Source organism: Virgibacillus sp. 7505, assembly GCF_002272135.1.
Taxonomy (GTDB): domain Bacteria; phylum Bacillota; class Bacilli; order Bacillales; family Amphibacillaceae; genus Terribacillus.
On the sequence record NZ_NPBF01000011.1, the window covers coordinates 18,190 to 42,715 of the forward strand.

Below are 24,526 nucleotides of genomic sequence, written 5' to 3' on the forward strand. Positions count from 1 at the left end.
CAAGTACAAACACTATATACTACTTTTTGCATGCATTCTTTACTGCATACAAGCATGATGTCAAAACTGTTTTCCTAAAGAATCTATGCAGCAAGTGACTGCTTAAAGGGTTAGGACCTCTTTGGACTAACTTTCCCCCGTGGCAATTCACGCATTTATTTTTTAGGTAAATATTCAAAGGGGGAAACACATTGGATACAATGGGAAGACATGTTATAGCGGAACTATGGGATTGTAATACAGAAAAACTGAACGACATGCAGCTGATCGAGCAGATCTTCGTAGATGCAGCATTGAAGTCAGGAGCTGAAGTACGGGAGGTAGCCTTCCACAAATTTGCGCCGCATGGCGTAAGCGGAGTGGTCATCATCTCTGAGTCGCATCTGACAATACACAGTTTTCCGGAACATGGCTATGCCAGCATTGATGTTTACACTTGCGGTAACATCATTGACCCGAACGTAGCGACTGATTATATCATTGACGCGCTTGAAGCTAAAACTTGTGAAAAAGCAGAGCTTCCGCGGGGCATGGGTCCTGTGGCAGTACAGCCTAAATCACATTAATACCAAGATAACCAACCCTGTTCCTACTAGGAACAGGGTTTTTTTAATGTTGTATCTCAAGTCGGTAAAATGGCAAGCCTACATAAGGGAAACATAGCTTATGGTCGCATTTTAGTTTCACTTCCGATATAATAGCAGGTACTAATAGTTACTGCTAGAAAGAAGGTATGTTTTTGAATAGACGTGTCGTAGTTACAGGGTATGGTGCTGTTACACCGCTTGGCTCGGATGTAGAGACATTCTGGAATAATATTAAAGCTGGGGAATCCGGTATCAAAAAGCTGGATACGGAGAAATTTGCCGGAATAGCTTCACAAATCGGCGGAACTGCCAGCGGATTTGATCCGGAGCAGTATTTGGACAAAAAAGAAATTGAACGCTATGACTTGTATAGTCAGTTTGCTTACGGTGCTGCTGTACAGGCGATGGAGCAAGCCAATCTGTCAGCGGAGACCGTAAATCCTGAACGTGTCGGTATTTACATCGGTTCTGGTATTGGCGGCGTAAACACAATATTGAACAATCATGCAACGATGCTTGAAAAAGGTCCCAGACGTGTTTCACCATTCATGGTGCCGATGATGATCAGCAACATGGCTGCTGGTATTGTTTCGATCAAGACGGGCTTCAGTGGCCCTAGCTTTGCACCTGTATCTGCTTGTGCAACTGGGAACCATGCAATCGGGGAAGCATTCCTGAATATTAAGCATGGTTATGCGGATGCCATTCTTGCTGGAGGAGCAGAAGCATCTATTACGCCTTTCGCTTATGCCGGATTTACGAAAATGCGGGCAATGAGTACGCAAAATGATTCACCTCTAACTGCAAGCTCGCCATTCGATGCAAACCGCGATGGGTTCGTCATGTCAGAAGGTGCGGGTATTCTTGTACTGGAAGAGCTGGAACATGCACAAAAGCGTGGCGCAGTCATCCTTGGTGAAATTGTTGGATACGGGTCGACTACGGATGCGCATCACATTACATCGCCTAACTATCTTGGTCCTGCACGCGCAATGAAGCTGGCGATGCAAATGGCTGACTTAGAGCTTGGGGACGTGGATTACATAAATGCGCACGCTACAAGCACTCCTGAGGGGGATAAAACAGAAACGAAAGCAATCAAGGAAGTATTTGGAGATAACGCAAGTGACTTGCTGATCAGTTCGACAAAATCAATGACTGGGCATCTGTTTGGTGCTGCGGGAGCTGTGGAAGCGATCATCACCTTGAAAGCCCTGCAAGATGGCATTGTCCCTCCAACGATTAATTATCGCGATGCTGATCCTGATTGCGATTTGTCTTATGTTCCGAACGAAGCAGTTGAAAAGGAATTGGCAGTTGCTCTGTCGAATGGTTTCGGTTTCGGCGGACATAATGCGGTGCTTGCACTGCAAAAATGGAAAGGGTAGCCCTCGGCTGCCTTTTTTTGTTGGGTCCAAGATCGCTTCGATTTTTCTCTTGAATCATGGTAGAATAGGAAAAAGACGATGCAAAAGTGTCGCAAATGCGCGAAGCCTGTCGAGGTTCGCGAAAGTAATGGGGTGGATCGGCATGAGATGTCCAAACTGCCAATATAAAAGCACAAAAGTACTAGACTCCCGTCCCATCGAGGAAGGGCGTTCCATCCGGCGGCGCAGGGAATGCGAAGACTGCGCTTTTCGCTTCACAACGTTCGAACGTATTGAAGCAACACCATTGATTGTTGTTAAAAAAGAAGGAACGCGGGAAGAATTTAGTAAAGAGAAGCTTTTGCGCGGGTTGATCAAGGCGTGTGAAAAACGTCCGGTTGCGCTGGAGCAGATTGAACATATTGTAGCAGAAGTTGAGAAGGAACTGCGTAACAGCGGAACATCTGAAGTGCAAAGCAAAGAAATCGGCGAGATGGTCATGGAACGTCTGTCTGAAGTGGATGAAGTGGCGTATGTACGTTTCGCATCTGTTTACCGGCAATTCAAGGATATCAGTGTCTTCCTGGAAGAATTGAAGGACTTGATCAAAACCGATAAGAAAGAGTAATAGTTTGCAAGAAGGAAAGGACAGATAGTATGAACAGTCAGCATATCGGGAAACTTCTGCCAGCTGATGGTTATCAGCTCCGGATGAGAGCAGTACTTCCGGAAACATATTCAGCAGCCCTGACGCATCTGTATCAGCCGCTGCTCGGGATACGGGCAGTGACCTTATATCAGACACTGGTCAATGATTATCTCCTGCATCATGGCACATGTGAACCGCAGACCCATCATATGCTTATGACGCTGCTGGACATGCCGATGGATCAATTATATGAAGCAAGACTGCAGCTGGAAGCGATCGGGCTCATCCGGACGTATCAAAATCCTGGGGAACAGAATCTGTATACATACGATTTGTATGCACCGTTTACACCAGATGCATTTTTCCAAGATGACATGCTATCCCAGCTGCTGTATCACCAATTAGGCGAAAGCAGATTCCAGCAAATGAAAGCTCTCTTTATTAAAGAAGAAGATTTGCCTGAGACGATGGAGGAAGTTACGGCATCGTTTGAAGCTGTTTTTTCAGCGAAGAATCTGACTAACCATGCTGTTCAGCCAAGAAAGGCAGCCGCAAGGCCGGTTGCGGATGCAAAGCGAGGACCTTCCATTGAAACGGAAGTAGTCGATTTTGACTGGCTTCGCCAATCATTGAAGCAGCGTATGCTAGATCCGGAAGCGATTCTTACTCCTCGAAACCAAAAGCTGCTCGAATCGATGGCTGTCTTGTACAGCCTCACCTCACCGGAACTTGACAAAGCATTGCTTTGGGCTGTCTCGGATGAGCATGAGCTGAATCCGGCAGAATTCAAATCTGCTTGTCATGATTTATTTTTAGCACGTCCAAAAACTAACGACACAAAGGTTATGGAACTTGTGCAAAAGGAATCCAAACAGGAAACGGACAAACAGGCTACCACCAAGCAGGAGCAGCTCATTCAGATACTTGAGACCATATCACCGAAACAGCTATTAGAGGATATATCCGGAAACGGGACAGCAGCTGCTTCGGACTTGAAGGTGATCCGTGATGTCATGTCTGAACAGGGAATGTCACCTGGCATCATGAATGTGCTGGTGTACTATGTGCTGCTCAAATCTGATATGAAGCTGTCGAAAGCATATATGGAGAAGATTGCAGCCCATTGGGCTCGTAAAAAAGTAAGTACAGTAAGAGAAGCGATGGAGCTAGCCAAAAGCAGCAATCAGCCATGGAATACGACAAATAGCACGAACCAGTCGGGGGCAAGAAGAAAAACTTCTGGCCGTGCAGAAGTTGTACCGGAATGGTTCGATCAAAAGGGCAAGGCAGAAGCTCCCAGCGCTGCAGCTGTGCCTGATGCGGATGTAGCGCAATTGCTCAAACAGTTCAATGAAAATAAGCGGCATGTTTGACTGATAGCAGGAAGGGGGTGCACGTATGGAACCCATTCAAGCATCTTTACGGAAATGGATGCAGGAAAACAGTAATTTTAAAGAAAACTTCGAGCGCATGCAGCAGCAGGTAAGACAGGATCCGGAAGTCAAAGCGGTGTTGGAAGCAAATCCGCAGCTGACAGAGCAGGATATCCAGAGGAATCTGATGCGTCTTTACGAATATACAACACAATCAAAGCAATGCCAGGACTGCCCTTCACTTGGGGAATGCCGGAATATCCTTAATGGCTATACGCCGTCGCTTGAGGTGGATGGAAATGTCATCCGCCTGGCATATGATAAATGCCATACCCGCCTTCAGCAGGAGGAACGGGAGAAGCAGCAGTCACGGATCAACAGCTTGTACATGCCAAAGGATATACTGGAAGCGTCGACAGAAATGCTTGATCATGGCGATGCAGAACGTCAGCAGGCGATTTTGAAGACATTGCAGTTCCTGCAGCAGACAGGCGATACCATTCCTGAAAAAGGGTTGTATTTCTATGGGCCGTTCGGCGTAGGAAAGACCTATTTCCTTGGTGCCATCGCTAACTATCTGGCCGAAAGAAATATTTCCAGTATGCTTATCTATATGCCTGAGTTTGTAAGGGAAATGAAAGCTTCCCTGAAAGATGATTCGGTGAATGAGAAAGTCGAGCTGTTCAAGAAGACCCCAGTGCTCATGCTGGACGATATAGGCGCCGAATCCCAATCTGCTTGGTTCAGGGATGAGATACTCGGTTCCATCCTTCATTACCGTATGATGGAAAGGCTGCCAGTCTTCTTTACGTCCAACTATTCCATTGCCCAGCTGGAGCAGCAGATTGCCACGACTAATCGGGGTGATGTGGAACGAGTGAAAGCGGGAAGAATCATGGAGCGTATTAAGCGTGTTGCCACCGAAGTACCGTTGTTCGGCAAAAATAGAAGAAACGATTGATCAGAAAGACAAGCCTGAGAACGGCTTGTCTTTTTTTCAACTCATATTTCCATTCTCCGCCCATATAATGTAACAGTTGATAGTGGCGAGGGTGGTTGATATTGCGTAAAGTGTTTATCAAATCAAAAAAAGAAATGGATACATTCTGTTCGTGCCTGGCTATGCTGGAGGGAACGAAACAGGTGTACGTGGATGAAGACGACCGTTGGGGCTATGAAGCGACAATTCATGATGGCTATCACCGGCGGATTGCAATCGCCTTAGTAGAAACGTTTCTTCATCATCGAGAGACAGAATGGATCGAGCAAATTGTGAAAGAAGTTTATTATTATAAGGACGAAGAAGCGATAAAACGTATAGCAGAATTAACACATACGATTCTCGTAGGAGACATGTATGAAGAAGCAAAAGAGCCGAGTTTGCCTCGACAGCAAATCACTCAGAGTTTCCAAGAAATTGCTGCCAAGCACATCAGGATTTTCTATGACGCTGTCATCCAATTCCGCAGCACTGCATACAGAGAAGCATTGATGGACGTAGTCGGTGAAGCGATAGATGAGTACAAGCGTGAAGAAGAATATCAGCTATACGTGGAATCTCTGCGGGAATATGTTGGCAAAAAGCCAATAGGAATGGAAGCGATCCATGTCATTCAAGGACGTGATTTCTCCTTCTACAAGGAAGACGGAACCTGCTATTCTGCTGAGGAAATCCATTCGCTTGCTGAGGAAGAACCGCTGTTCCTGGCTGGTATCGGCAAACCAGAAAAAAATCTGACACCGTTGATTGCCATGTCACCACGGCGAATTTACTTGTATGGTGACTACCCATCTGAACCGAAGACACTGACTGTCATCAATATTTTCCAGGAAAGAGCCACATACCTTCCTTTACATCAATTTCCTTTCTCCATGTTTTAGCATGTCCTTGCATTTTCCCGATTCAGCGCTTATACTTACCTTATATGAAAAAGCGACAATAAAGGACATGATAGTAAAATCCGTTTGCACTGAAGAGAGGGGAGCCTAGGCTGGAAGCTTCCTGCATACGCTTTGCTGTTACCACCTTTTACAGCTCTGTCGGGGGACGAAAGAAAACCGGCAGCGTCTTATCTGCGTTACAGATTCTTGAGCCGGTTTATATATATACCGGGAATTAGGGTGGAACCACGAGACAAACGCTCGTCCCTTTGCACATACTTTGTGCAAAGGGACGGGCTTTTTATATTTTAGGAGGAAAGAACAATGGCAGATGTATTTGAAATCATTTTCCCGGATGGAGCAAAGAAAGAGTTTCCTGCTGGAACAACTGGCGAGGATATCGCAGGTTCCATTTCATCAGGTTTGAAGAAGCAGGCTATCGCAGTCAATGTTGACGGCGTTGCATATGATCTGCGTACACCGCTTCCTAATGGCGGTGCAATCGAAATCGTCACACTTAAGCAGGAGCAAGGTGTGGAAATTATGCGCCACTCTGCTGCGCATTTGCTTGCACAGGCAGTAAAACGCTTGTACGGCAAAGTGCAATTCGGTGTAGGTCCCGTAATTGAAAATGGCTTCTATTATGATATGGAACTGGAGGCTAGCATCACACCGGAGGATCTTCCGAAGATTGAAAAAGAGATGCAGCGAATCGTTGATGCCAACCTTCCGATCGTCCGCAAAGTTGTCAGCCGTGATGAAGCAAAAGCGATGTTCTCTGAGATTGGCGATAACTTGAAATTGGAATTGATCGATGCCATTCCAGAAGACCAGGATGTAACAATCTATGAGCAAGGCGAATTCTTCGATCTTTGCCGCGGTATTCACGTACCATCTACAGGCAAAATCAAAGTGTTCAAGCTGCTTAGCATTTCAGGGGCCTACTGGAGAGGTAACAGTGACAACCAAATGCTGCAGCGTATTTATGGTACTGCTTTTGAAAAGAAAAATGAATTGGATCATCATTTGAAAATGCTTGAGGAAGCAAAAGAACGTGATCACCGTAAACTAGGAAAAGAATTGGAATTGTTCACAGTATCCCAGAAAGTCGGACAAGGTCTGCCGCTTTGGCTGCCAAAAGGTGCGACAATCCGCCGTACAATTGAACGCTACATCGTCGACTTGGAAGAAAAACTTGGCTATGATCATGTGTATACTCCAGTCCTGGGCAGTGTAGAGCTTTATAAAACTAGCGGACACTGGGACCATTATAAAGACGATATGTTCCCGCCGATGGAAATGGATAATGAAGACCTTGTTCTTCGTCCGATGAACTGCCCGCACCATATGATGGTATATAAAAATGAATTGCACAGCTACCGCAGCCTGCCGATCCGTATCGCAGAGCTAGGAACTATGCATCGCCATGAAATGTCTGGTGCTCTTGCCGGCTTGCAGCGTGTTCGTGCGATGACATTGAATGATGCACATATTTTCGCGCGTCCGGATCAATTGAAAGATGAGTTCATCCGCGTTGTGAAACTTGTACAAGCTGTGTATAAAGACTTCGGTATCGATGATTATTCCTTCCGTCTTTCTTATCGTGATCCTGAAGACAAAGAAAAATATGTTGACAATGATGCAATGTGGGATAAAGCACAAGCGATGCTGAAAGAAACAATGGAAGATCTTGAACTTGACTATGTAGAAGCAGAAGGCGAAGCAGCATTCTATGGTCCGAAGCTAGACGTCCAGGTGAAGACTGCTCTTGGTAAAGATGAAACATTGTCTACTGTTCAATTGGACTTCCACTTGCCAGAGCGTTTTGATCTGACTTATATCGGTGAAGATGGTAAAGAACATCGTCCAGTCGTTATCCACCGTGGTGTTGTATCGACTATGGAACGTTTCGTTGCTTTCTTGATCGAAGAGTATAAAGGTGCCTTCCCAACATGGCTTGCACCAGTCCAAGCGAAAATCATCCCGGTTTCTCCTGAAGCACACTTGGCATACGCACGCCAAGTAGAGGATGCTTTGCGTATGGAAGGTATCCGTGTACAAGTGGATGAGCGTGACGAAAAGATGGGTTATAAGATCCGCGAAGCACAGGTACAGAAGATTCCGTTCCAGATTGTCGTTGGTGACCAGGAAGTGAGCGACCAAGCCGTAAACATCCGCCGTTATGGAGAGAAACAATCTGAAACGAAAGATCTGAAAGCTTTCGTTGCGGATATAAAAGAAGAAGTAGCTCAGCGCATACTGCGTAAATAACAGAAAGAATCCTTTCATCACTAAAGTGGTGGAAGGATTTTTTTGTTTGCTAAGGTATATGAAGCGACTTAATAGACATAGAGGAAAGGTTTTCACTTTTCATGACTGTCATTATTAGTAGAAATGGCTTTTTATTCGGCCAAGACATCTTGATATGCTTGATAGAGTTCACTTTATTTTACGCTGCTTCAACATACCCTCTACCAAAGGATATAAAACAGCGAGCAAGATGATGATCAATATCCAGGCGTGACCTTCATCAATCCAGCCTAAAGCGATCATACTGAATTCCAAATCAATGAAGCAAAAGACCAGTACACAAATATTCTTCACCTTATTGAGCATTTTTCGGCTAAGCTGATAAAATGCTGCTGCGTTAGCTTCATTCAGTCGTTTCGGATAATTGTGTATATGAGGATACTTCCCCAACTGGTGTAATATGGTGAACATAATGATACTGAGTGCGGGGAGGAGAAGCAGGCTTTCTTTTGCCGCCCAGTCGTCAACGTGACCAGTCAGACCCATGTGGAGAGGCACTTGTTCAGGCAGCTGCCGCCAGATTATGATCAAGAAAAGGACGGTAGCAATATATCCGCTGATTCCGATGATATCCCAGGCTTTTTCGCCGCGGGTTTTCGGTATGTTGAGCTGCTTTTGCATATATTTATCACCCCTTAGCTTATGTACGGAACAGTGGGGGAATAAGTTCCAGCTATATTATTTTAAAGGGGGAGGTTGTCAGCATCTGAAGAATATGTTACATTAGTTGAGCAGGATTACTGGGCTTCAATATGATTGACAGCATTCATCAGCTATGATAAGATTGTAAAAGTGAAATAAATATTGATCTGAGACAAGCAGAAGTACCCACTTCTCACCTGATTGACGCCGCTTGGCAGTTGGCAGGTACGAAAACAGTGTTCTAGGACAAATGTGGGTGCCGTATGCGTACCGGCATTTTTTTTATGCTTTTTTACAACCATGTTTAACTGATAAGCGGCGGATATCTTGTCCCCGATCATAAGTTTCCCAAAATATCCTGGAGGTGGATGATTATTAGCAAAGATACGAATATCAATGAGAAAATTCGCGCACGTGAGGTTCGACTCATTGATTCAAACGGTGACCAGCTTGGCGTAAAATCCCGTCAAGAAGCATTAGAAATCGCACAAACAAGAAATCTTGATTTGGTGCTTGTGGCTGCAAACGCAAAACCACCCGTGTGCCGGATTATGGATTATGGTAAATTCCGCTTCGAGCAACAGAAGAAAGAAAAAGAAGCGCGTAAAAACCAGAAAATAATCAACGTAAAAGAAGTTCGTTTGAGCCCTGGTATTGAGGATCATGACTTCAACACGAAGCTTCGCAACGCGCGCAAGTTTCTTGAAAAAGGCGATAAAGTAAAGGCTTCTGTTCGTTTCCGCGGACGTGCCATTACGCATAAAGAATTAGGCCAAGAAGTTCTCGAAAAGCTAGCTGGAGAGTGCAAGGATGTTGCAACGGTTGAAATGAAACCGAAAATGGAAGGCCGCAGCATGTTCCTAATGCTTGCTCCTATAGCTGAGAAACAGTAAGCCGAAGGATATAAGGAGGAAATACGATGCCAAAAATGAAAACCCACAAAGGGTCCGCTAAACGTTTCAAGAAAACAGGTACTGGAAAAGTAGTTCGTAACCACGGTTACACAAGCCATTTGGCTGCTAATAAATCTACTAAACAGAAACGTAAACTTCGTAAAGATGCACTTGTTTCTGCTGGTGACTTCAAACGTATCAAACAAATGCTACCTAAATAATAAAATTAAAGATTTTTTTGTCCTATAGGAGGGAATACTATGCCACGTGTAAAAGGTGGAACAGTAACGCGTCAGCGTCGTAAACGCGTTCTTAAGCTAGCTAAAGGTTATTATGGTGCGAAACACGCACTATTCAAAACTGCAAAACAACAAGTAATCAAATCCGGTCAGTACGCATACCGTGACCGCAGACAGAAAAAACGTGACTTCCGTAAACTTTGGATCGCACGTATCAATGCTGCTGCACGTATGAACGAACTTTCTTACAGCCGTTTGATGCACGGTCTTAAACTTGCTGGTATCGAAGTAAACCGTAAAATGCTTTCAGAGCTTGCAATCTCTGACGAAAAAGCATTCGCGCAACTTGCTACTAAAGCAAAAGACGCATTGAAATAAGTCAAAAAGCCGCTATCCTTTGATAGCGGCTTTTTGTATAGAAAGGGGTAGGAATATGTGGCTGGTCATTAGTCTCTATCTGCTGGTTATTAATATCCTGCTTTTCAGCTGGATGGGAATAGATAAACAAAGAGCAAAGAAGCACGAGTGGCGCATAAGTGAAAGAAGGCTGTGGATCACAGCAATCATCGGGGGCGCCCTAGGCGGCTGGCTCGGGATGCAAGCATTTCGACATAAAACGAAGCATACCGCGTTCGTTATCGGCTTTCCTTGCCTTGTCGCCATGCATGTCCTGCTTATTCTTTATTTGCTGTAAGATAAATGCTGTGTGCTTGTCATAAAGGCTCGTCTCCTGTCATATATATTAGAGACATCTGAGAAGGAGTGAGCAGCAATGGACCAGGTTGGCGTAAGTCTCTTGACGGTCGTCGCGACAGGCGGCTTGTTTGCACCGCTTTTGTTCATCCTCCTGTACCTGCTTCGACCTGCTTTATTTCTGCCTGTCGTTTTCCTATGTATCTCTGGAGGGATCCTGTTTGGTGCTGTTGCCGGTACAATATTGTCTATTATCGGGATTACCGCATCCAGTATGCTGTTTTATGGTGTAGCCCAGCGTTTCCCACGGTCTGCAAACAGGATTCTCATGCTGAAACAAAAGCTGATTGGCAGGCACACGAGCTTTACAACGGGTCAAGTCGCCTTAATGCGGCTAGTGCCATTTATTCACTTCCACATCTTAAGCGTCTGCTTGATGGAAACCAACCGCAGTTGGAGGTCATATGGGAAAGCCTCGGTTCTATCAAGTATCCCGCTTGCAGCTGCCTATTCTTTTGCTGGGACGTGGCTGCGCTACTTGCCGCCAGCAGCGATAGCTGGGGTCTTGGTCGTGCTACTGGTATGTATTTATCTGATGCGGAAAAAGGAATTTACAATCAAATGGGAAGAATTTTTCAAGGAAAGTGCATAAAACACTGGCGCTTTTATAAGCTCCAGTGCTTTATCATATTTCTGTCAGGACGAGCTCCTTTATCGGATGCTTCCATTCAATCGAAGCATAAGGAAAATGGCTCAGGATGCATTCTTCCATCTTATATAAATCATTTCGGGAAAATCCGGTCAATCGATCCGGCTGTACAGCATTCATCACGACCTTGGTCACTTCAATGCTGTCTTCCCTTGGCTGGAGATATTTCTTACCAATCATCCGATAGCCGCGATAGTTTAATGAGAAATAATGATCATACTGTTCGCGGTATTCCACTTCCTCTGCATTGAGGTGTGAGGCATCATTCAATTGGTTTTTCCTTGCTTTCATGACGGTGTAGAACAAAAGAATTGCTGCACCTGCCAGCAACAGGAGAAAAAGAATCTTCATAGCGAGCAGGCCTCCTTTACTTTTTGTATAGATACGATTACGCTAAAGAAGAAGTTTCATCCGTTTTACTATACCCTCACTACATAGGAATAACGCAAGAAGGAGTCTTATATATGGATTACGTATATCTATTCAATAAACAGCGGGAGCTGGATGCTTACATTGAAGACAAGCTGGAATCAACCGATCGTGACGATCTTTTCCGCAAGAAAATAGTAGCGCTTCAGGTTGAAATCGGGGAATTGGCCAATGAAACCCGCTGCTTCAAATTCTGGAGCAGAAAAGGTCCAAGCGAGCAAAGTGTCATTTTAGAGGAATATGTGGATGGTCTGCATTTCATTTTGTCACTTGGACTTGATAAAGGTCTTACATATGCCGCTGGTCCGTTAGCTGCCACCGAAATGGATCAAACCGATGCATTTTTGGAATTGTACCGTAGCATCGGTGCCTTTTACAGCGAACCAGTACAGGGAATGTATGAAAAGCTTTTCCATAGCTTCCTGCAGCTAGGCAGGCAGCTAGGATTCACGGAAGCCTCGATACTGGAGGCTTACCAGCAAAAAAACGAAGTGAATCATACGAGACAGGACGAAGGCTATTAAACGGAGGAGGACTGCATTATGAATGACAAATTGAATATGCTGAAAAGCTTGACTGATGCACCAGGTGTTTCTGGAGATGAGGCAGGTATCCGCAAGGTAATGCGCGAGTATATATCCCCATTTGCCGATGAGGTAACAACTGATAATCTCGGCAGTTTGATTGCCATGCAAAAAGGCAGCAAGGCAGATGGTCCGAAGGTGATGGTTGCCGGTCATCTCGATGAAATCGGCTTTATGGTGACACGTATTGATGCAAATGGTTATCTGTACTTCCAGACGCTCGGCGGCTGGTGGAGCCAAGTCATGCTGGCACAGCGTGTAACTGTCCATACGAGAAAGGGTGAGCTTGTCGGTATCATCGGTTCCAAGCCGCCGCATCTGCTTTCACTTGAAAAACGGAAAAAACCGGCTTCTATAGAGGAAATGTTCATTGATATCGGTGCAAGCAGCAAGGAAGAAGCAGAAGAATTCGGTGTTCGTCCTGGGGATTCGGTTGTGCCTTATTTCGAGTTTACGAAGATGAAGAATGAAAAACTGCTTCTAGCCAAAGCTTGGGATAATCGCATAGGCTGTGCAGTAGCCATTGATATTTTGAAGAACTTGCATGATACCGACAAGGAAGCGACTGTCTATGGTGTCGGTACTGTTCAAGAAGAAGTAAGAAGACGAGGAGCTACTACTTCTGCCAATAAAATCGGACCGGATATTGCTTTTGCAGTCGATACAGGTATTGCAGGTGACACTCCAGGCATCAGCGACAGGGAAGCAACAGGCAAGCTAGGAGCTGGACCGCAGATCGTTTTATATGACGCTGCACACATTGCCCATATAGGTCTTCGTGATCTTGTAATCGAAACAGCAGAAGAGCTGAAGATTCCTTATCAGTACGACACAATCAAAGGCGGGGCAACGGATGCGGGCAGTATTCATCTGACTGGCAATGGTGTCCCTGCATTGACAATCGGTATTCCAACCCGCTATATCCATACACATGCGGCAATGCTGCATGAAGATGATTATGATAATACCGTGAAACTCCTGACTGCGGTCATCCAGAAATTGGACAAAGAAACAGTCGAGAAAATCACTTATAGCTAAATTAAAAAACCAGCTTCCACGCGGAAGCTGGTTTTTTATGCTAGGTAGCTGCCCATTATCTTTCGGACATAATTCGTCGTTTCATTGAATGGCGGGATGCCATTATATTTATCGACATTTCCCGGGCCGGCGTTATACGCTGCCAAAGCTAGGCTGGTGTTGCCGTCATAGCGGTCCAGCATCTGTTTTAAATATTTTGTGCCTGCCATCACGTTCTGCTCCGGATCGAAGCTGTTGGTCACCCCGAGTCCAGCTGCTGTAGCTGGCATAAGCTGCATAAGACCTTGTGCACCTACGCCGCTTTCAGCCAATGGATCGAAGTTAGACTCCATCTGAATGACAGAGCGGATGAGTTTCTCATCGACTCCGTATCTGGAAGCAGCATCAGAGATGATACCATCAATCGTCTCGTTACCAGAACTTTTGGCAGTACTATCTGTAACAGATTGAACAGAGGGTACGTTTTGCGTTTGAGTCATGGAACTGAGCGTTACATAAGGATTCAGTCTAACCGAAGAACCGGTATCCATTGTCTGCATAAGCAGATCGCTGAAAGACTGACTGGTACTTGACGTCGGCGAAAAGGCTGCCCGTTGCTGATAAGATGCGAGCATCGTCGGACTAAGTGTGGAAAGCAGATAAGATGTATCCAAAAAACATATCTCCTGTCACATATTGTTAGTCCAATTGTAGCTCAAAAGAACCAGGGGTACAAGACCTATTTCAGCGGAGTTTTATCCTTGTGTTTGGACGCCCTTAGCTAGTGCATCAACCATTTCCTGTTTCTCCTGATCGCCTGCGTTTTTCCAGATCAATTCGAATAAAACTCCCAATCCAGGAAGAAGAACTTCTCTTCCATCGATGGAATCTGTGATCGTCGCTTGCAGCTGTTCCTCATTGTTGTCCTTGATATTGGCCAAGATAGCACGTCGGATATCTAAATCCATGCATGAGCACCTCCTAAACTTTTTTATAGTTTGACCTCTGTTCGTAAAACTATGTATGATAGAGGATATGTCAAGAAAGAGGAAGTGAACGTGCGTTGATTACATCAACTCAAAATGCCCAGGTGAAACAGTGGCAGAAATTAAAAAGGAAGAAAGAACGGACAAAATCAAATACATTCCTGGTAGAGGGATTCCATCTTACAGAAGAAGCAATCAAAGCTGGCTGGATGATTGACCAGCTTATACTGCGTGAGGAAACGGAACAGCCGGAATGGGCATCGGAATTGGAGCCAGTGCGTGTATCGGACCATGTTTTTAAAGCCATTACGGAGACGGAAACACCGCAAGGGATTGCAGCAGTGGTACAGATGCAGGATAAGAAACTGAAACGACACAATCGTATCCTTCTATTGGATGCTGTCCAGGATCCCGGTAATTTAGGTACCATCATTCGTACGGCAGATGCAGCGGGGTATGATGCTGTCTACTTGGGAGAGGGTTCGGCTGATCGATATAATGACAAGGTTATCCGTGCTACGCAAGGCTCTATCTTCCATTTACCTGTACTAACTGCCGATTTGGCGCTTTTATTGCCGGAACTGCAGGAAAGCGGGTATACCGTATGGGCAGCAGCATTGGAAGGTGCTGTCGATTACAGAGATTTGACTGCACCGAAAAAAACAGCATTACTCGTCGGTAATGAAGGGGCAGGAATCGACAAACGGCTGATTGCCCAGAGTGATATGGCTGTAAAGATTCCTATTTTCGGTAAAGCAGAATCACTTAATGTAAGTATTGCTGCGGGTATTTTGCTGTATCACACGGTAAATAGGTAAAAGCGGGTTGCAAGAAGTCCCGGTATTTTCTATAATGAAACAAGATTAATATTGAGATGCGTGGAAAGAGTCAGTAATCCCTGCGGATCGCGACAACAGGAAGGCATGCCTATGACTGAGAGCATGCCGGTTGCGGCAGCGGATGAACCTTCACTCTGGAGCAGGCACCGGGACCTTGTCGATGACAAGTAAAGGTGTATCCGGATTGCTAAATCCGTTATCAAGCTTCAAGTTGGGTATACTTGTATACCAACAAGGGTGGTACCGCGAATGAAAGCTCGTCCCTTTTCGGAGGGAGGGGCTTTTTTTATGCTCAAAAATCATAGGAGGCAAAAGCATGAGAGAAAAGCTCGTAGCATTACAAGCAGAAGCCATCGAGAAAGTACAGCTAGCAGACAACCTGCAGAGCTTGCAGGATGTACGTGTCGCTTATTTAGGGAAAAAAGGTCCAATTACAGAAGTACTTCGCGGAATGGGAAAACTATCTCCTGAAGAACGCCCGGTTATTGGTGAATTGGCAAACAAAGTCCGTGAGGCAATTGCAACTGCGTTAGATAATAAAAAGAATCTGCTGGAAGAAGCAGCACTGAATGAACAGCTTCAAAAAGAGGCAATCGATGTCACATTGCCAGGACGACCTGTCAAAACAGGCGGTCCTCATCTTTTGACTAGCATCATTGAAGAAGTGGAAGATCTTTTCCTCGGGATGGGATTTGAGATAAAAGAAGGTCCGGAAGTAGAAACGGATTATTTCAACTTTGAAGCATTGAACCTGCCGCAGGACCACCCTGCACGTGATATGCAGGACAGCTTCTATGTTACAGATAACTTGCTTTTACGCACCCAGACTTCTCCGGTTCAAGCGCGTACGATGCGTGAATACGACGGCAACAGAGCAATCAAAATGATTTGCCCAGGTATTGTGTACCGACGTGATACAGATGATGCAACGCATTCCCATCAGTTCACCCAAATCGAAGGACTGCTAGTCGACAAAAATGTACGTATGAGTGACTTGAAAGGTGTTCTGCTGGAATTCTCCCGTAAATTGTTCGGAGCAGACCGCGAAATCCGATTGCGTCCAAGCTTCTTCCCGTTCACAGAGCCCTCTGTTGAGGTCGATGTAACATGTAAGGTTTGTGACGGTAAAGGCTGTAACGTATGTAAGCATACTGGCTGGATCGAAATCCTAGGTGCTGGTATGGTGCATTCCAATGTACTGCGCATGAGCGGCTATGATCCGGAAGAATATTCTGGCTTCGCATTCGGTATGGGTGTTGAGCGGATTGCAATGCTTAAGTACGGTGTTGATGATATCCGTCACTTCTATACAAATGATGTACGATTCCTATCGCAATACCATAAGGCATAACGGGAGGCAAAAACGATGTATGTATCTTTGAATTGGCTGAAGCAATATGTAGACATAGATAATATTACCCCGGAGGAGCTGGCTGAAAGAATCACACGCTCCGGAATTGAAGTAGAAAGTATTGAACGCGTGGCACCAGAAAGCACGAATGTTGTTGTGGGCTACGTGGAGAGCTGTGAACAGCATCCGAATGCTGACAAACTGAATCTTTGCCAAATCAATGTTGGCACAGAGACATACCAGATCATCTGCGGTGCTCCGAATATTGCTCAAGGACAAAAGATTGCAGCCGCACTGCCAGGAGCACGTCTTCCAGGCGGCGTAAAAATCAAAAAAGCCAAGCTTCGCGGAGTGGAATCGAACGGTATGGTCTGCTCGCTGCAGGAGCTTGGTATCGATGAAAAGTTCGTACCAAAGGAATACGCAGAAGGAATCTTCGTTTTCCCGGAAGATACGGAAGTTGGTACTCCAGTAGCAGAACTGCTTAACTTGGATGATGTCATCCTGGAGCTTGGTTTGACTCCAAACCGTGCTGATGCAATGAGCATGCTTGGCGTTGCTTATGAAGTGGCAGCTATCCTTGATAAGGAAGTGAAGCAGCCGGAAGAGACGTATCCGACAAGCGGCAGCAAGGCAGCTGACCTTGTATCAGTGAAAGTGGAGGATGGCGAGCTTAACCCATATTACGGCGCGTTCGTCATTGAAGACGTTACAATCGCTCCATCACCGCTTTGGATGCGCAATTACCTAATGGCAGCAGGCATTCGTCCAATCAATAATGTTGTAGACATTACGAACTATGTACTGCTCGTTTACGGACAGCCGCTACACGCATTTGATTATGACAAAGTAGCAACGAAGGAAATCGTGGTGCGATCCGCTAAGCAGGGTGAGAAAATCCAAACACTGGATGATCAGGAGCGCACTTTAAAGGGTGATGAAATTGTCATTACAAACGGTGCTGAGCCAATCGCGCTCGCTGGTGTGATGGGTGGCGCTAACTCCGAGGTTTCCGATGATACGAAAACGGTATTGCTTGAGGCGGCATATTTCGATGCACGTGCTATCCGCCGCTCCAGCAAGCATCATAACTTGCGCAGTGAAGCGAGTGCGCGCTATGAAAAAGGCATCGATCCGAATCGTGTGGAACGAGCTGGAGCATATGCAGCGCGTCTTCTAGCCGAGTATGCTGGCGGCAAGGTTGTGCAAGGTATCGTAGCATTTGACGAGCTGGATCGTGAAGAGAAGCAAGTCAAGATCGATACAGCAAGTGTGAATAATCGCCTAGGCACAACAATTTCCGATGAAGAAATCGCGTCCATCCTGACAAGGCTGCAGTTCGGTTTTGAACAAGACAACAGTCAGTTCACTGTGTCTGTACCAACAAGACGCGGGGACATCAGCTTGTTCGAGGATATGCTGGAGGAAATCGCTCGTATTTACGGTTATGATAATATTCCTTATACATTGCCTGAAGGTGAAGCCTTCGCTGGTAAGCTGACGACAAAACAATATTTGAAACGTCAGCTGAAGCAGTACTTGCAAGGTGCCGGACTGATGGAAACCATCACATACTCGCTTACAAGCAAAGCACGCACAGAAATGCTTGTAAGTCCTGATGTATTGGAACAGACAGTGTACCCTGTTAAATTGAAAATGCCGATGAGTGAAGATCACAGTCATTTGCGCCTTAGCATTATCCCAGAGCTTGTTGATACACTTTCCTATAACGTGGCTCGTAAGCAAGAGAACCTAGGCTACTTCGAATTTGGCCGTGTATTCCTGTCCAAAGAAGAACAGATTACCGAGCAGCCGAACGAAACAGCACGTTTAGCAGGTGCTTTGACTGGTACTTGGATGGAACAGCCGTGGCAGCAGGAGAAGAAGCCTGTCGATTTTTATGTAGCGAAAGGAATCGTGGAAGGAATCTTTGCACAGCTTGATCTGGAACCAGTATTCCAGCAATCAGAGGTTGATGGCTACCATCCGGGACGTACGGCATCAGTTTCCCTTAACGGCAAAGTTGTCGGCGTAGTCGGCCAGCTGCACCCGACAGTTCAAAAAGCTTTTGATCTTAAGGAAACATATGTGTTCGATTTGGACATCGCTTATTTGATGGATCAGTATGAAGAAGTACCAAGCTTCCGCACGATTCCGCGTCATCCTTCCGTTACAAGGGATATCGCACTAGTTGTGGATGAAGCAGCACATGCAGGCGACATCCAGCGCACAATCCAGGAAGCAGGCGGAGAGCTTGTTCAGCAAGTGCAGATCTTCGATGTGTATCAAGGCGAGCACATGGAAGCAGGCAAGAAGTCAATTGCCTACACAGTGCTTTACCAGGATCCGACACGCACGCTCACAGATGAAGAAGTAGAAGCATCTTATAACAATATCATCGAAAATGTGAAAGTGAAGCATGATGCAGAATTGAGAAGTTAAATAAAAAAGGGATAGCAGAATCGTATGATTCTAGCTATCCCCTTTTTTATAGGAGGAAAGCAAATGGATTATATTACATATCTGCGACAAATGGTTGGACAGGAAAAAGTGATCATGGTTGTAGCTGGTGTATTCGTCCTGAATGACAAAAGGAGTTATTGCTTCAAAAAAGGAGAGATAACGGAGAATGGGGATTGCCGGGTGGATTTATGGAAATGGGAGAGAGCACAGCGGAAACAGCCCTACGTGAGGTTTTTGAGGAAACTGGACTTCAACTTGGCGACAGTTGTTCCGCGTATACTCTGGACCTGAATATGACAAGACGTTTGCCAACGGTGATCAAGTGGCCCTTGTTCAAGTTTTGTACTACTGCCAGGAATTCAGTGGTGAACTGATCAGATATAATAGTGAGTCCGCTGATAATAGGTTTTACCCGTTGCAAGCATTACCTGAAGAGTTATTCCAGGAGCATATTCCATTCATTCGAGATTATAAGAATGTGTTGAAGTAAATGATTTCAAGTATCGAAGTGTATGTCTTCGAAGCTCTTCATATTGTGACGCATTTGTATCAGTGAATGCTTCCTTACGGCTTGAAGGAATATCTTCGTATAAAAGTGTTTCTGCGAATTGAGATGCTGTGAAATCCAGTCTTACTCCATCTACAATATTATAAAAATGCGAGCCCTCTGGAGCAGCTGTTTTTACTATTTGTCCGCCAAGTAAGTCATGAATCACAAGAGCAGTGACACTACATTGGCCTTTTGCCGGGTTAGCTGGTGTCCATTTCGAGCTTGTCTGTAGCGACCATGAATGTAATAACGAGACTCTGATTTGTTCCAGTTGAATACTTTTCAACTAAGTATCTCTCCTTGCTTTGATAATTGAGTTTTGAGATTATTTTCTAAAGGATAATCAAAAATGTAAACAAATACAATGGGGGAGAAAAGATGGAGATCAGAAAAGCGGAACCGGCTCACGCAGAAGCAATAGCTTATATTTGTGCCAAAGGCTGGAGACAGACAGTGGAAGGGAAGCTTAGTAAAGAAGCCCAGAAGCTAACTGTGGAACACTGGTACAATCTTGATCGTGTTAAAGTGGACATAAATGCAGGAGGATATAATTATGTTGCGATTGCTGAGGAGGAAGTGGTCGGTGTAATCGGGGGAAAGGTCACAGCACCTGAAATGGGAGAGGTTTTTGTACTTTATGTAGATGAAAAATTACGTTATCAAGGTACAGGAACACTGCTGCTGGACGCATTGACGCAAGATCAAAAGAAACAAGGTGCACGGAAACAATGGGTATCTGTTCAAGAAGGCAACCAGCTTGGAATACCTTTTTATGAAGCGAGGGGTTTTTGTTTCCAGGAAAAGAAAACTACATTAATGGATACGGGGGAAACACAAGTGTCGCTTCGCTATTATCGGGAATTATAACGTTAAAAGGCATAATTCCTGTCTATACTGGTAGTAAGCGAGGGGATAGAGATGGCGAAACAGCAAACAGGCAGATGTGCGCTCTGCGGCAGGGACAAGGTCACCTTGACAGAGCATCATCTGATCCCGAAGGAAATGGACGGCACATTTCTGGATACAGCCATGATATGTATTCCATGCCATAAGCAAATCCATGCTTTATATACAAATGAGGAGCTTGCTGCAAGGCTGCCTAGTATCGAAGACTTGCGAGCGGATGAGAAACTTTCCAAATATATCAAATGGATCCGGAAACAGCCTGCGGGAAGGCTTGTTCGTACAAGGAAATCAAACAGCCGCCGCGGATACGGCCATTAGATATACTTTTCTGCTTTTGCACTATTAGCAAAATGCATTTTCGTAAAGACAGGCAATGCCTGTCGGCCGTGTGTACGGATAAGGCGTCCTGCGGCTTGATCGACAGCAGCACTGGCTCCTTTTGGAATCGTGAAGCCCGCCTGTTTGGACAGTTTATCCATTTCCCTAACAAAGCTAGCTCGGGAAATAATTGATGCAGCAGCAACGGCAAGTGAATGGCTTTCTGCCTTTGTCATGAAGCTTACATTCTGCTGAAGCCTCTCCCCTTCTGTAGCAAGGTGTTTGATATACGTTGATGGCAGCTGGAATTGGTCAATCAAGATTCCCTCTGGCTTGGTCGGGGCAATCTTGGCCAGCAGTTTCTGAATGGCATGATGATGCAGCATCGTTTTCATCTTCCCTTGGGACCAGCCTCGCTGCTGGAGTTGATTGTATCTTTCATTGCGCATGACGAGCAGGGAATAGGGAAGGTCAACATGCATCAAATCCTTGGCGATTCGCTGGATTGCATCATCCTTTAAGAGCTTGGAATCTTTGACGCCGAGCTCTTTCAGTAGGGCGAACTGGCTTTGGTCTACATACACACTCGCAACCGTAATCGGCCCGAAGAAGTCACCAGTGCCTGCTTCATCTGAACCGATATGGGAAGAAGCGAATAAAGCCGGGGCAGGGGCGTATCTGTGATCATTGACACTTGGTTTCGGGCCTGCGGTTCCTTTTGGAGCAGGATGTTTGAGATCTTTGACACCTGTTTTCGGGCCTGGTTTTTTCGGACCAGCTGGTGCACTTCCCCATCTATCCGCTTCCTTTTCAGGCGCTTTACCCTGGAAGAGTACTTTTCCGGATCTGTAAGCGGTAATGGCACAGCTAGGTGTCTTCGCCGAAAAGATGGCTCCTGGAGGTGCTGGTTTCTCATTATGGCTGTATGTTGCTTTCATCTGCTGGATTGTGTCCAGCGGCAATTGTAAAACAATTTGTCCCACGTTCATCTCTCCAATCTGACAATTAGTATAGCACGCCGTTTGTCTATACAGAATAGTTTCCTAAATCGACACCTTCATGTTACTATAAAGACTAGTATTATAAGAGAAGTGAGGGGAGATAACGTGTCCCAATCTGATAAAACACGTGTTACGGTTGAGATACATAACCGGTCCTATACAATCGTCGGACAAGAGCCAGCTCATCGCATGCGGATGGTGGCAAGCCTTGTCGATCAGAAGATGTCGGAGATCCATCAAGCAAATCCGAATCTTGATACCGCGAAATTGGCCGTCCTGACGGCTGTGAATACAACTAACGATTACTTAAAACTGAAAGAAGAGTATGCACAATTGCTAGGCTCTATTACAAGGAAAGAGGCTAGAAAGGATAATGATTGATTTACTTATCATCGCCATGCTCCTGTTCGGCGTACTCGTCGGCTTAAAGCGTGGCTTCATCATGCAGCTGTTCCATTTAGCAAGCTTTGTCGTATCATTCATAGTTGCAGCTATATATTATGATCAGCTCGCACCGAAGCTCGAACTTTGGATTCCGTATCCGGATATATCTTCCGATAGCGCTTGGTCCGATATATTCGGAGCAGTACCGCTCGATCAGGTATTTTACAATGCAATCGCGTTCGCAATTTTGTTCTTTGCGACGAAAATCATCCTGCATATCATCGGATCCATGCTGGATTTCATTGCAGACTTGCCGATTTTGCGCTCAGTGAATAAGCTGCTCGGTGGTGTACTCGGCTTCGTTGAAATCTATCTGCTCGTATTCGTGATATTGTATCTATCGGTATTGCTGCCGATCACACCAGTGCAGGAAGCGCTGGACAGGTCAATACTAGCAGCATGGATCGTGGAACATACACCATATATTTCTGGTGAGATCAAGGATCTATGGCTGAATCATGTTGCAAATAAATTACCCACTGAATTGATGGGATGAAATGCTTAACCCTTGCGGCATCGTGCGCAAGGGTTTTCTACCTTGTTTTGAAAGGATGAGAGGTATGGCTATCAATAAAAAGGACGTAGTCAAACTGCTTGAGACAATTGCAATTTATCTTGAGCTAAAAGGGGAAAATACATTCAAGGTGTCCGCTTACCGGAAAGCTGCAGCGGCATTGGAAGCAAATGACCAATCCATAGATGAAATCGAGGATTTCACGTCGCTGAACGGAATCGGAAAGGGTACGGCGGCGGTTATAGAGGAATATATCAAAGACGAACAGTCTGATACATTACGTCAGCTGCAGGAGGAAGTTCCTGAAGGGCTGGTGCCGCTCCTTGATCTGCCTGGTCTTGGAGGCAAAAAGCTGGCTAAGCTGTATCAGGAGCTTGGCGTTATCGATGCGGCTAGCTTGAAAGAAGCTGTGGAATCGGGTAAAGTCGCATCGTTAAGCGGGTTCGGCAAGAAATCTGCCGAAAAGATACTAGATGGTCTTGCAAATGTCGGATCCAGACCAGAACGTATTCCAATTGCAATGATGCTGCCGCTAGCGGAACGAATCGAGTCCTTCCTCGAATCATTAGAAGGAATCGAACAGTTTGCCCGTGCAGGCAGCCTGCGGCGGATGCAGGAAACAGTGAAGGATTTGGATTTCATCATTGCAACCAATGATCCAAAAACTGTTCAAGAGCAGCTGCTTACGATTGACAACTTGAAAGAAGTCATCGCAAAAGGTGACACGAAAGTATCCGTTACCTTGGAAGAAGGCTACGACATCAATGTAGACTTCCGGATGATCGAACCAGCAGCCTTTGCAACGACGCTTCACCATTTCACTGGCTCTGCCGACCATAATGTAGCGCTGCGTCAGCTGGCGAAAAAACGTGGGGAGCGCATCAGTGAATACGGTGTTGAGAATGTAGAAACAGGGGAATTAACTACTTTCCAATCTGAAAAGGAATTTTTCGGTCACTTCGGTTTGTCCTTTATTCCTCCTGAAGTAAGGGAAGCACAAGGCGAACTGGAAAGCTTCAAACAAGAAATACCGCTTGTTCAGCTATCAGATATCCAGGGAGATTTGCATATGCACTCAACTTGGAGTGATGGTGCCCAATCGATAGAGCAAATGGCTAAGCAGGCGATGGAGCTTGGCTACTCTTATATAGCAATAACGGATCACTCAAAGTATCTTAAAGTGGCTAATGGTCTGGATGAGAAACGGCTGCGCAAACAAAGGGAAGAAATAGAGCGCATCAATGCGTTGTATCCGGACTTTCACATATTTGCTGGCGTTGAAATGGATATTCTGCCAGATGCTCGTTTGGATTTTGACGATGACTTCCTGCAAGAGATGGATTATGTCATTGGTGCAATTCACTCCAGCTTTTCGCAATCAGCCGATCAAATCAAAGAACGTCTGACAGCAGCGCTTGAGCATCCGAACGTGAATGTCATCGCTCACCCAACCGGCCGTCTGATCGGAAGAAGAGCCGGCTATGCAGCAGATCCGGACTGGCTCATCGAAAAGGCTGCGGAGACAGGTACGGTCATCGAGCTGAACGCCAACCCTAACCGGCTGGATTTATCGTGGACATATTTGAAAAAAGCCCAAGAGCTTGGCGTAAAAATTGCTGTTAATACCGATGCGCATAGTTATGCAACATTATCATTCATGGAAGTCGGTGTGGCGATGGCACGTAAAGGCTGGCTCAAACCAGAGACGGTTATCAATACCTGGTCCAAGCAGCAATTGATGGAGCTTTTTAAGCGCAGCTAACAGCGTAAAAAGTGGGGGG

At 45.5% G+C, this 24,526-nt stretch carries 29 protein-coding genes and 1 other annotated feature; of the genes, 23 read left to right on the plus strand and 6 right to left on the minus strand.

The genetic code is table 11. The features are described 5' to 3' along the window. Positions 1-191 precede the first annotated feature (191 nt). The 7 genes from speD (at position 192) to thrS (ending at position 8,128) form a co-directional block, all read left to right on the plus strand. Positions 192-566, plus strand: a complete 375-nt coding sequence (gene speD, locus CHH91_RS03990) for an adenosylmethionine decarboxylase (protein WP_038562156.1) — start codon at positions 192-194, stop codon at positions 564-566. Positions 567-739: 173 nt separating this feature from the next. Continuing rightward, positions 740-1,975 carry a beta-ketoacyl-ACP synthase II gene (gene fabF, locus CHH91_RS03995; RefSeq protein WP_095222185.1) on the plus strand — a complete coding sequence of 412 codons (1,236 nt, stop codon included), beginning with the start codon at positions 740-742 and terminating at the stop codon, positions 1,973-1,975. Positions 1,976-2,117: 142 nt separating this feature from the next. Continuing rightward, the gene (gene nrdR, locus CHH91_RS04000; RefSeq protein ID WP_095222186.1) at positions 2,118-2,582 is read left to right on the plus strand and encodes a transcriptional regulator NrdR; all 465 of its coding nucleotides are present in this window, start codon (positions 2,118-2,120) and stop codon (positions 2,580-2,582) included. Positions 2,583-2,611: 29 nt separating this feature from the next. Further along, a complete protein-coding gene (locus CHH91_RS04005; protein WP_095222188.1) occupies positions 2,612-3,976 on the plus strand; it encodes a replication initiation and membrane attachment family protein in 1,365 nt (454 codons plus the stop codon). 25 nt (positions 3,977-4,001) lie between these two features. After that, a complete protein-coding gene (dnaI, locus tag CHH91_RS04010) occupies positions 4,002-4,937 on the plus strand; it encodes a primosomal protein DnaI (protein ID WP_095222190.1) in 936 nt (311 codons plus the stop codon). Positions 4,938-5,047: 110 nt separating this feature from the next. Next, positions 5,048-5,857: a sporulation protein YtxC gene (ytxC, locus tag CHH91_RS04015; protein ID WP_286160689.1), complete on the plus strand. Its 810-nt coding sequence runs from the start codon at positions 5,048-5,050 to the stop codon at positions 5,855-5,857. A gap of 324 nt (positions 5,858-6,181) precedes the next feature. Next, positions 6,182-8,128: a threonine--tRNA ligase gene (gene thrS / locus CHH91_RS04020; protein WP_095222194.1), complete on the plus strand. Its 1,947-nt coding sequence runs from the start codon at positions 6,182-6,184 to the stop codon at positions 8,126-8,128. 168 nt (positions 8,129-8,296) lie between these two features. On the opposite strand, the gene CHH91_RS04025 is transcribed toward thrS, so the two are convergent. Then, positions 8,297-8,788: a DUF1648 domain-containing protein gene (locus CHH91_RS04025; RefSeq protein WP_095222196.1), complete on the minus strand. Its 492-nt coding sequence runs from the start codon at positions 8,786-8,788 to the stop codon at positions 8,297-8,299. A gap of 189 nt (positions 8,789-8,977) precedes the next feature. Beyond that, positions 8,978-9,098, plus strand: a sequence feature (ribosomal protein L20 leader region). A 79-nt stretch (positions 9,099-9,177) separates the two neighbouring features. On the opposite strand from CHH91_RS04025, the gene infC reads away from it, so the two are divergent. The 5 genes from infC to CHH91_RS04050 all read left to right on the plus strand — a co-directional run bounded on the left by infC (position 9,178) and on the right by CHH91_RS04050 (position 11,286). Further along, a complete protein-coding gene (infC, locus tag CHH91_RS04030) occupies positions 9,178-9,702 on the plus strand; it encodes a translation initiation factor IF-3 (RefSeq protein ID WP_095222198.1) in 525 nt (174 codons plus the stop codon). Positions 9,703-9,728: 26 nt separating this feature from the next. Next, a complete protein-coding gene (gene rpmI, locus CHH91_RS04035) occupies positions 9,729-9,923 on the plus strand; it encodes a 50S ribosomal protein L35 (protein ID WP_095222200.1) in 195 nt (64 codons plus the stop codon). A 39-nt stretch (positions 9,924-9,962) separates the two neighbouring features. Next, positions 9,963-10,319, plus strand: coding sequence for a 50S ribosomal protein L20 (gene rplT / locus CHH91_RS04040; protein WP_095222202.1), 357 nt, complete (start codon positions 9,963-9,965; stop codon positions 10,317-10,319). 55 nt (positions 10,320-10,374) lie between these two features. After that, positions 10,375-10,635: a DUF1294 domain-containing protein gene (locus CHH91_RS04045; RefSeq protein ID WP_095222204.1), complete on the plus strand. Its 261-nt coding sequence runs from the start codon at positions 10,375-10,377 to the stop codon at positions 10,633-10,635. 78 nt (positions 10,636-10,713) lie between these two features. After that, positions 10,714-11,286, plus strand: a complete 573-nt coding sequence (locus tag CHH91_RS04050) for a TVP38/TMEM64 family protein (RefSeq protein WP_095222206.1) — start codon at positions 10,714-10,716, stop codon at positions 11,284-11,286. A 33-nt stretch (positions 11,287-11,319) separates the two neighbouring features. Here CHH91_RS04050 and CHH91_RS04055 read toward each other — a convergent pair whose 3' ends face one another. Beyond that, on the minus strand, positions 11,320-11,694 hold the full coding sequence (locus CHH91_RS04055) for a sigma-w pathway protein ysdB (protein ID WP_095222208.1): 375 nt from the start codon (positions 11,692-11,694) through the stop codon (positions 11,320-11,322). A gap of 113 nt (positions 11,695-11,807) precedes the next feature. Here CHH91_RS04055 and CHH91_RS04060 point away from each other — a divergent pair, with 113 nt between their 5' ends. Both CHH91_RS04060 and CHH91_RS04065 read left to right on the plus strand, forming a co-directional pair. Beyond that, positions 11,808-12,296, plus strand: a complete 489-nt coding sequence (locus CHH91_RS04060) for a dUTP diphosphatase (RefSeq protein WP_095222210.1) — start codon at positions 11,808-11,810, stop codon at positions 12,294-12,296. Between the two features lie 18 nt (positions 12,297-12,314). Further along, a complete protein-coding gene (locus CHH91_RS04065; protein ID WP_095222211.1) occupies positions 12,315-13,394 on the plus strand; it encodes a M42 family metallopeptidase in 1,080 nt (359 codons plus the stop codon). Between the two features lie 35 nt (positions 13,395-13,429). On the opposite strand, the gene CHH91_RS04070 is transcribed toward CHH91_RS04065, so the two are convergent. Continuing rightward, entirely contained in the window at positions 13,430-14,047 is a 618-nt protein-coding gene (locus tag CHH91_RS04070; RefSeq protein WP_286160688.1) for a lytic transglycosylase domain-containing protein, read from the minus strand. An 81-nt stretch (positions 14,048-14,128) separates the two neighbouring features. Further along, positions 14,129-14,341, minus strand: coding sequence for a small acid-soluble spore protein SspI (gene sspI, locus CHH91_RS04075; protein ID WP_095222213.1), 213 nt, complete (start codon positions 14,339-14,341; stop codon positions 14,129-14,131). 95 nt (positions 14,342-14,436) lie between these two features. On the opposite strand from sspI, the gene CHH91_RS04080 reads away from it, so the two are divergent. The 4 genes from CHH91_RS04080 to CHH91_RS21420 all read left to right on the plus strand — a co-directional run bounded on the left by CHH91_RS04080 (position 14,437) and on the right by CHH91_RS21420 (position 19,386). Continuing rightward, positions 14,437-15,177, plus strand: coding sequence for a TrmH family RNA methyltransferase (locus CHH91_RS04080; RefSeq protein ID WP_095222214.1), 741 nt, complete (start codon positions 14,437-14,439; stop codon positions 15,175-15,177). A gap of 337 nt (positions 15,178-15,514) precedes the next feature. Beyond that, positions 15,515-16,549, plus strand: coding sequence for a phenylalanine--tRNA ligase subunit alpha (pheS, locus tag CHH91_RS04085; protein WP_095222215.1), 1,035 nt, complete (start codon positions 15,515-15,517; stop codon positions 16,547-16,549). 15 nt (positions 16,550-16,564) lie between these two features. Then, positions 16,565-18,991 carry a phenylalanine--tRNA ligase subunit beta gene (pheT, locus tag CHH91_RS04090; protein WP_095222216.1) on the plus strand — a complete coding sequence of 809 codons (2,427 nt, stop codon included), beginning with the start codon at positions 16,565-16,567 and terminating at the stop codon, positions 18,989-18,991. A 209-nt stretch (positions 18,992-19,200) separates the two neighbouring features. Beyond that, positions 19,201-19,386, plus strand: a complete 186-nt coding sequence (locus CHH91_RS21420) for an NUDIX domain-containing protein (RefSeq protein ID WP_353615311.1) — start codon at positions 19,201-19,203, stop codon at positions 19,384-19,386. A gap of 84 nt (positions 19,387-19,470) precedes the next feature. Here the strand turns inward: CHH91_RS21420 and CHH91_RS04100 are convergent, their stop codons facing one another. Beyond that, complete coding sequence (locus CHH91_RS04100; protein WP_095222217.1) at positions 19,471-19,848, minus strand: YunG family protein; 378 nt, start codon at positions 19,846-19,848, stop codon at positions 19,471-19,473. Between the two features lie 92 nt (positions 19,849-19,940). On the opposite strand from CHH91_RS04100, the gene CHH91_RS04105 reads away from it, so the two are divergent. Both CHH91_RS04105 and CHH91_RS04110 read left to right on the plus strand, forming a co-directional pair. Then, the gene (locus tag CHH91_RS04105; protein WP_095222218.1) at positions 19,941-20,429 is read left to right on the plus strand and encodes a GNAT family N-acetyltransferase; all 489 of its coding nucleotides are present in this window, start codon (positions 19,941-19,943) and stop codon (positions 20,427-20,429) included. A 51-nt stretch (positions 20,430-20,480) separates the two neighbouring features. Next, complete coding sequence (locus tag CHH91_RS04110; protein WP_095222219.1) at positions 20,481-20,786, plus strand: hypothetical protein; 306 nt, start codon at positions 20,481-20,483, stop codon at positions 20,784-20,786. Here the strand turns inward: CHH91_RS04110 and rnhC are convergent. Then, complete coding sequence (gene rnhC, locus CHH91_RS04115; RefSeq protein ID WP_141234119.1) at positions 20,783-21,775, minus strand: ribonuclease HIII; 993 nt, start codon at positions 21,773-21,775, stop codon at positions 20,783-20,785. The two genes, CHH91_RS04110 and rnhC, sit on opposite strands and share 4 nt — an antisense overlap. Before the next feature lie 117 nt (positions 21,776-21,892). Here rnhC and zapA point away from each other — a divergent pair, with 117 nt between their 5' ends. The 3 genes from zapA to polX all read left to right on the plus strand — a co-directional run bounded on the left by zapA (position 21,893) and on the right by polX (position 24,507). Continuing rightward, positions 21,893-22,168, plus strand: coding sequence for a cell division protein ZapA (zapA, locus tag CHH91_RS04120; RefSeq protein ID WP_038562093.1), 276 nt, complete (start codon positions 21,893-21,895; stop codon positions 22,166-22,168). Further along, positions 22,161-22,727, plus strand: a complete 567-nt coding sequence (locus CHH91_RS04125; RefSeq protein ID WP_095222221.1) for a CvpA family protein — start codon at positions 22,161-22,163, stop codon at positions 22,725-22,727. Before zapA ends, CHH91_RS04125 begins: the two co-directional genes overlap by 8 nt. Positions 22,728-22,791: 64 nt before the next feature. Then, positions 22,792-24,507 carry a DNA polymerase/3'-5' exonuclease PolX gene (polX, locus tag CHH91_RS04130; RefSeq protein ID WP_095222222.1) on the plus strand — a complete coding sequence of 572 codons (1,716 nt, stop codon included), beginning with the start codon at positions 22,792-22,794 and terminating at the stop codon, positions 24,505-24,507. Positions 24,508-24,526: the final 19 nt, after the last annotated feature.

Excerpts from the sequence above, each read along its gene's own strand:
- rpmI (WP_095222200.1), top strand. The coding sequence starts at position 9,729 with ATGCCAAAAATGAAAACCCACAAAGGGTCCGCTAAACGTTTCAAGAAA.
- pheT (WP_095222216.1), top strand. The coding sequence starts at position 16,565 with ATGTATGTATCTTTGAATTGGCTGAAGCAATATGTAGACATAGATAAT.
- CHH91_RS04050 (WP_095222206.1), top strand. The coding sequence starts at position 10,714 with ATGGACCAGGTTGGCGTAAGTCTCTTGACGGTCGTCGCGACAGGCGGC.
- CHH91_RS04045 (WP_095222204.1), top strand. The coding sequence starts at position 10,375 with ATGTGGCTGGTCATTAGTCTCTATCTGCTGGTTATTAATATCCTGCTT.
- CHH91_RS04055 (WP_095222208.1), bottom strand. The coding sequence starts at position 11,694 with ATGAAGATTCTTTTTCTCCTGTTGCTGGCAGGTGCAGCAATTCTTTTG.
- CHH91_RS04125 (WP_095222221.1), top strand. The coding sequence starts at position 22,161 with ATGATTGATTTACTTATCATCGCCATGCTCCTGTTCGGCGTACTCGTC.
- polX (WP_095222222.1), top strand. The coding sequence starts at position 22,792 with ATGGCTATCAATAAAAAGGACGTAGTCAAACTGCTTGAGACAATTGCA.
- CHH91_RS21420 (WP_353615311.1), top strand. The coding sequence starts at position 19,201 with ATGGAAATGGGAGAGAGCACAGCGGAAACAGCCCTACGTGAGGTTTTT.
- thrS (WP_095222194.1), top strand. The coding sequence starts at position 6,182 with ATGGCAGATGTATTTGAAATCATTTTCCCGGATGGAGCAAAGAAAGAG.
- CHH91_RS04105 (WP_095222218.1), top strand. The coding sequence starts at position 19,941 with ATGGAGATCAGAAAAGCGGAACCGGCTCACGCAGAAGCAATAGCTTAT.
- CHH91_RS04005 (WP_095222188.1), top strand. The coding sequence starts at position 2,612 with ATGAACAGTCAGCATATCGGGAAACTTCTGCCAGCTGATGGTTATCAG.
- nrdR (WP_095222186.1), top strand. The coding sequence starts at position 2,118 with ATGAGATGTCCAAACTGCCAATATAAAAGCACAAAAGTACTAGACTCC.
- CHH91_RS04065 (WP_095222211.1), top strand. The coding sequence starts at position 12,315 with ATGAATGACAAATTGAATATGCTGAAAAGCTTGACTGATGCACCAGGT.
- sspI (WP_095222213.1), bottom strand. The coding sequence starts at position 14,341 with ATGGATTTAGATATCCGACGTGCTATCTTGGCCAATATCAAGGACAAC.
- infC (WP_095222198.1), top strand. The coding sequence starts at position 9,178 with ATGATTATTAGCAAAGATACGAATATCAATGAGAAAATTCGCGCACGT.
- CHH91_RS04025 (WP_095222196.1), bottom strand. The coding sequence starts at position 8,788 with ATGCAAAAGCAGCTCAACATACCGAAAACCCGCGGCGAAAAAGCCTGG.
- pheS (WP_095222215.1), top strand. The coding sequence starts at position 15,515 with ATGAGAGAAAAGCTCGTAGCATTACAAGCAGAAGCCATCGAGAAAGTA.
- rplT (WP_095222202.1), top strand. The coding sequence starts at position 9,963 with ATGCCACGTGTAAAAGGTGGAACAGTAACGCGTCAGCGTCGTAAACGC.
- CHH91_RS04110 (WP_095222219.1), top strand. The coding sequence starts at position 20,481 with ATGGCGAAACAGCAAACAGGCAGATGTGCGCTCTGCGGCAGGGACAAG.
- CHH91_RS04060 (WP_095222210.1), top strand. The coding sequence starts at position 11,808 with ATGGATTACGTATATCTATTCAATAAACAGCGGGAGCTGGATGCTTAC.
- dnaI (WP_095222190.1), top strand. The coding sequence starts at position 4,002 with ATGGAACCCATTCAAGCATCTTTACGGAAATGGATGCAGGAAAACAGT.
- rnhC (WP_141234119.1), bottom strand. The coding sequence starts at position 21,775 with ATGAACGTGGGACAAATTGTTTTACAATTGCCGCTGGACACAATCCAG.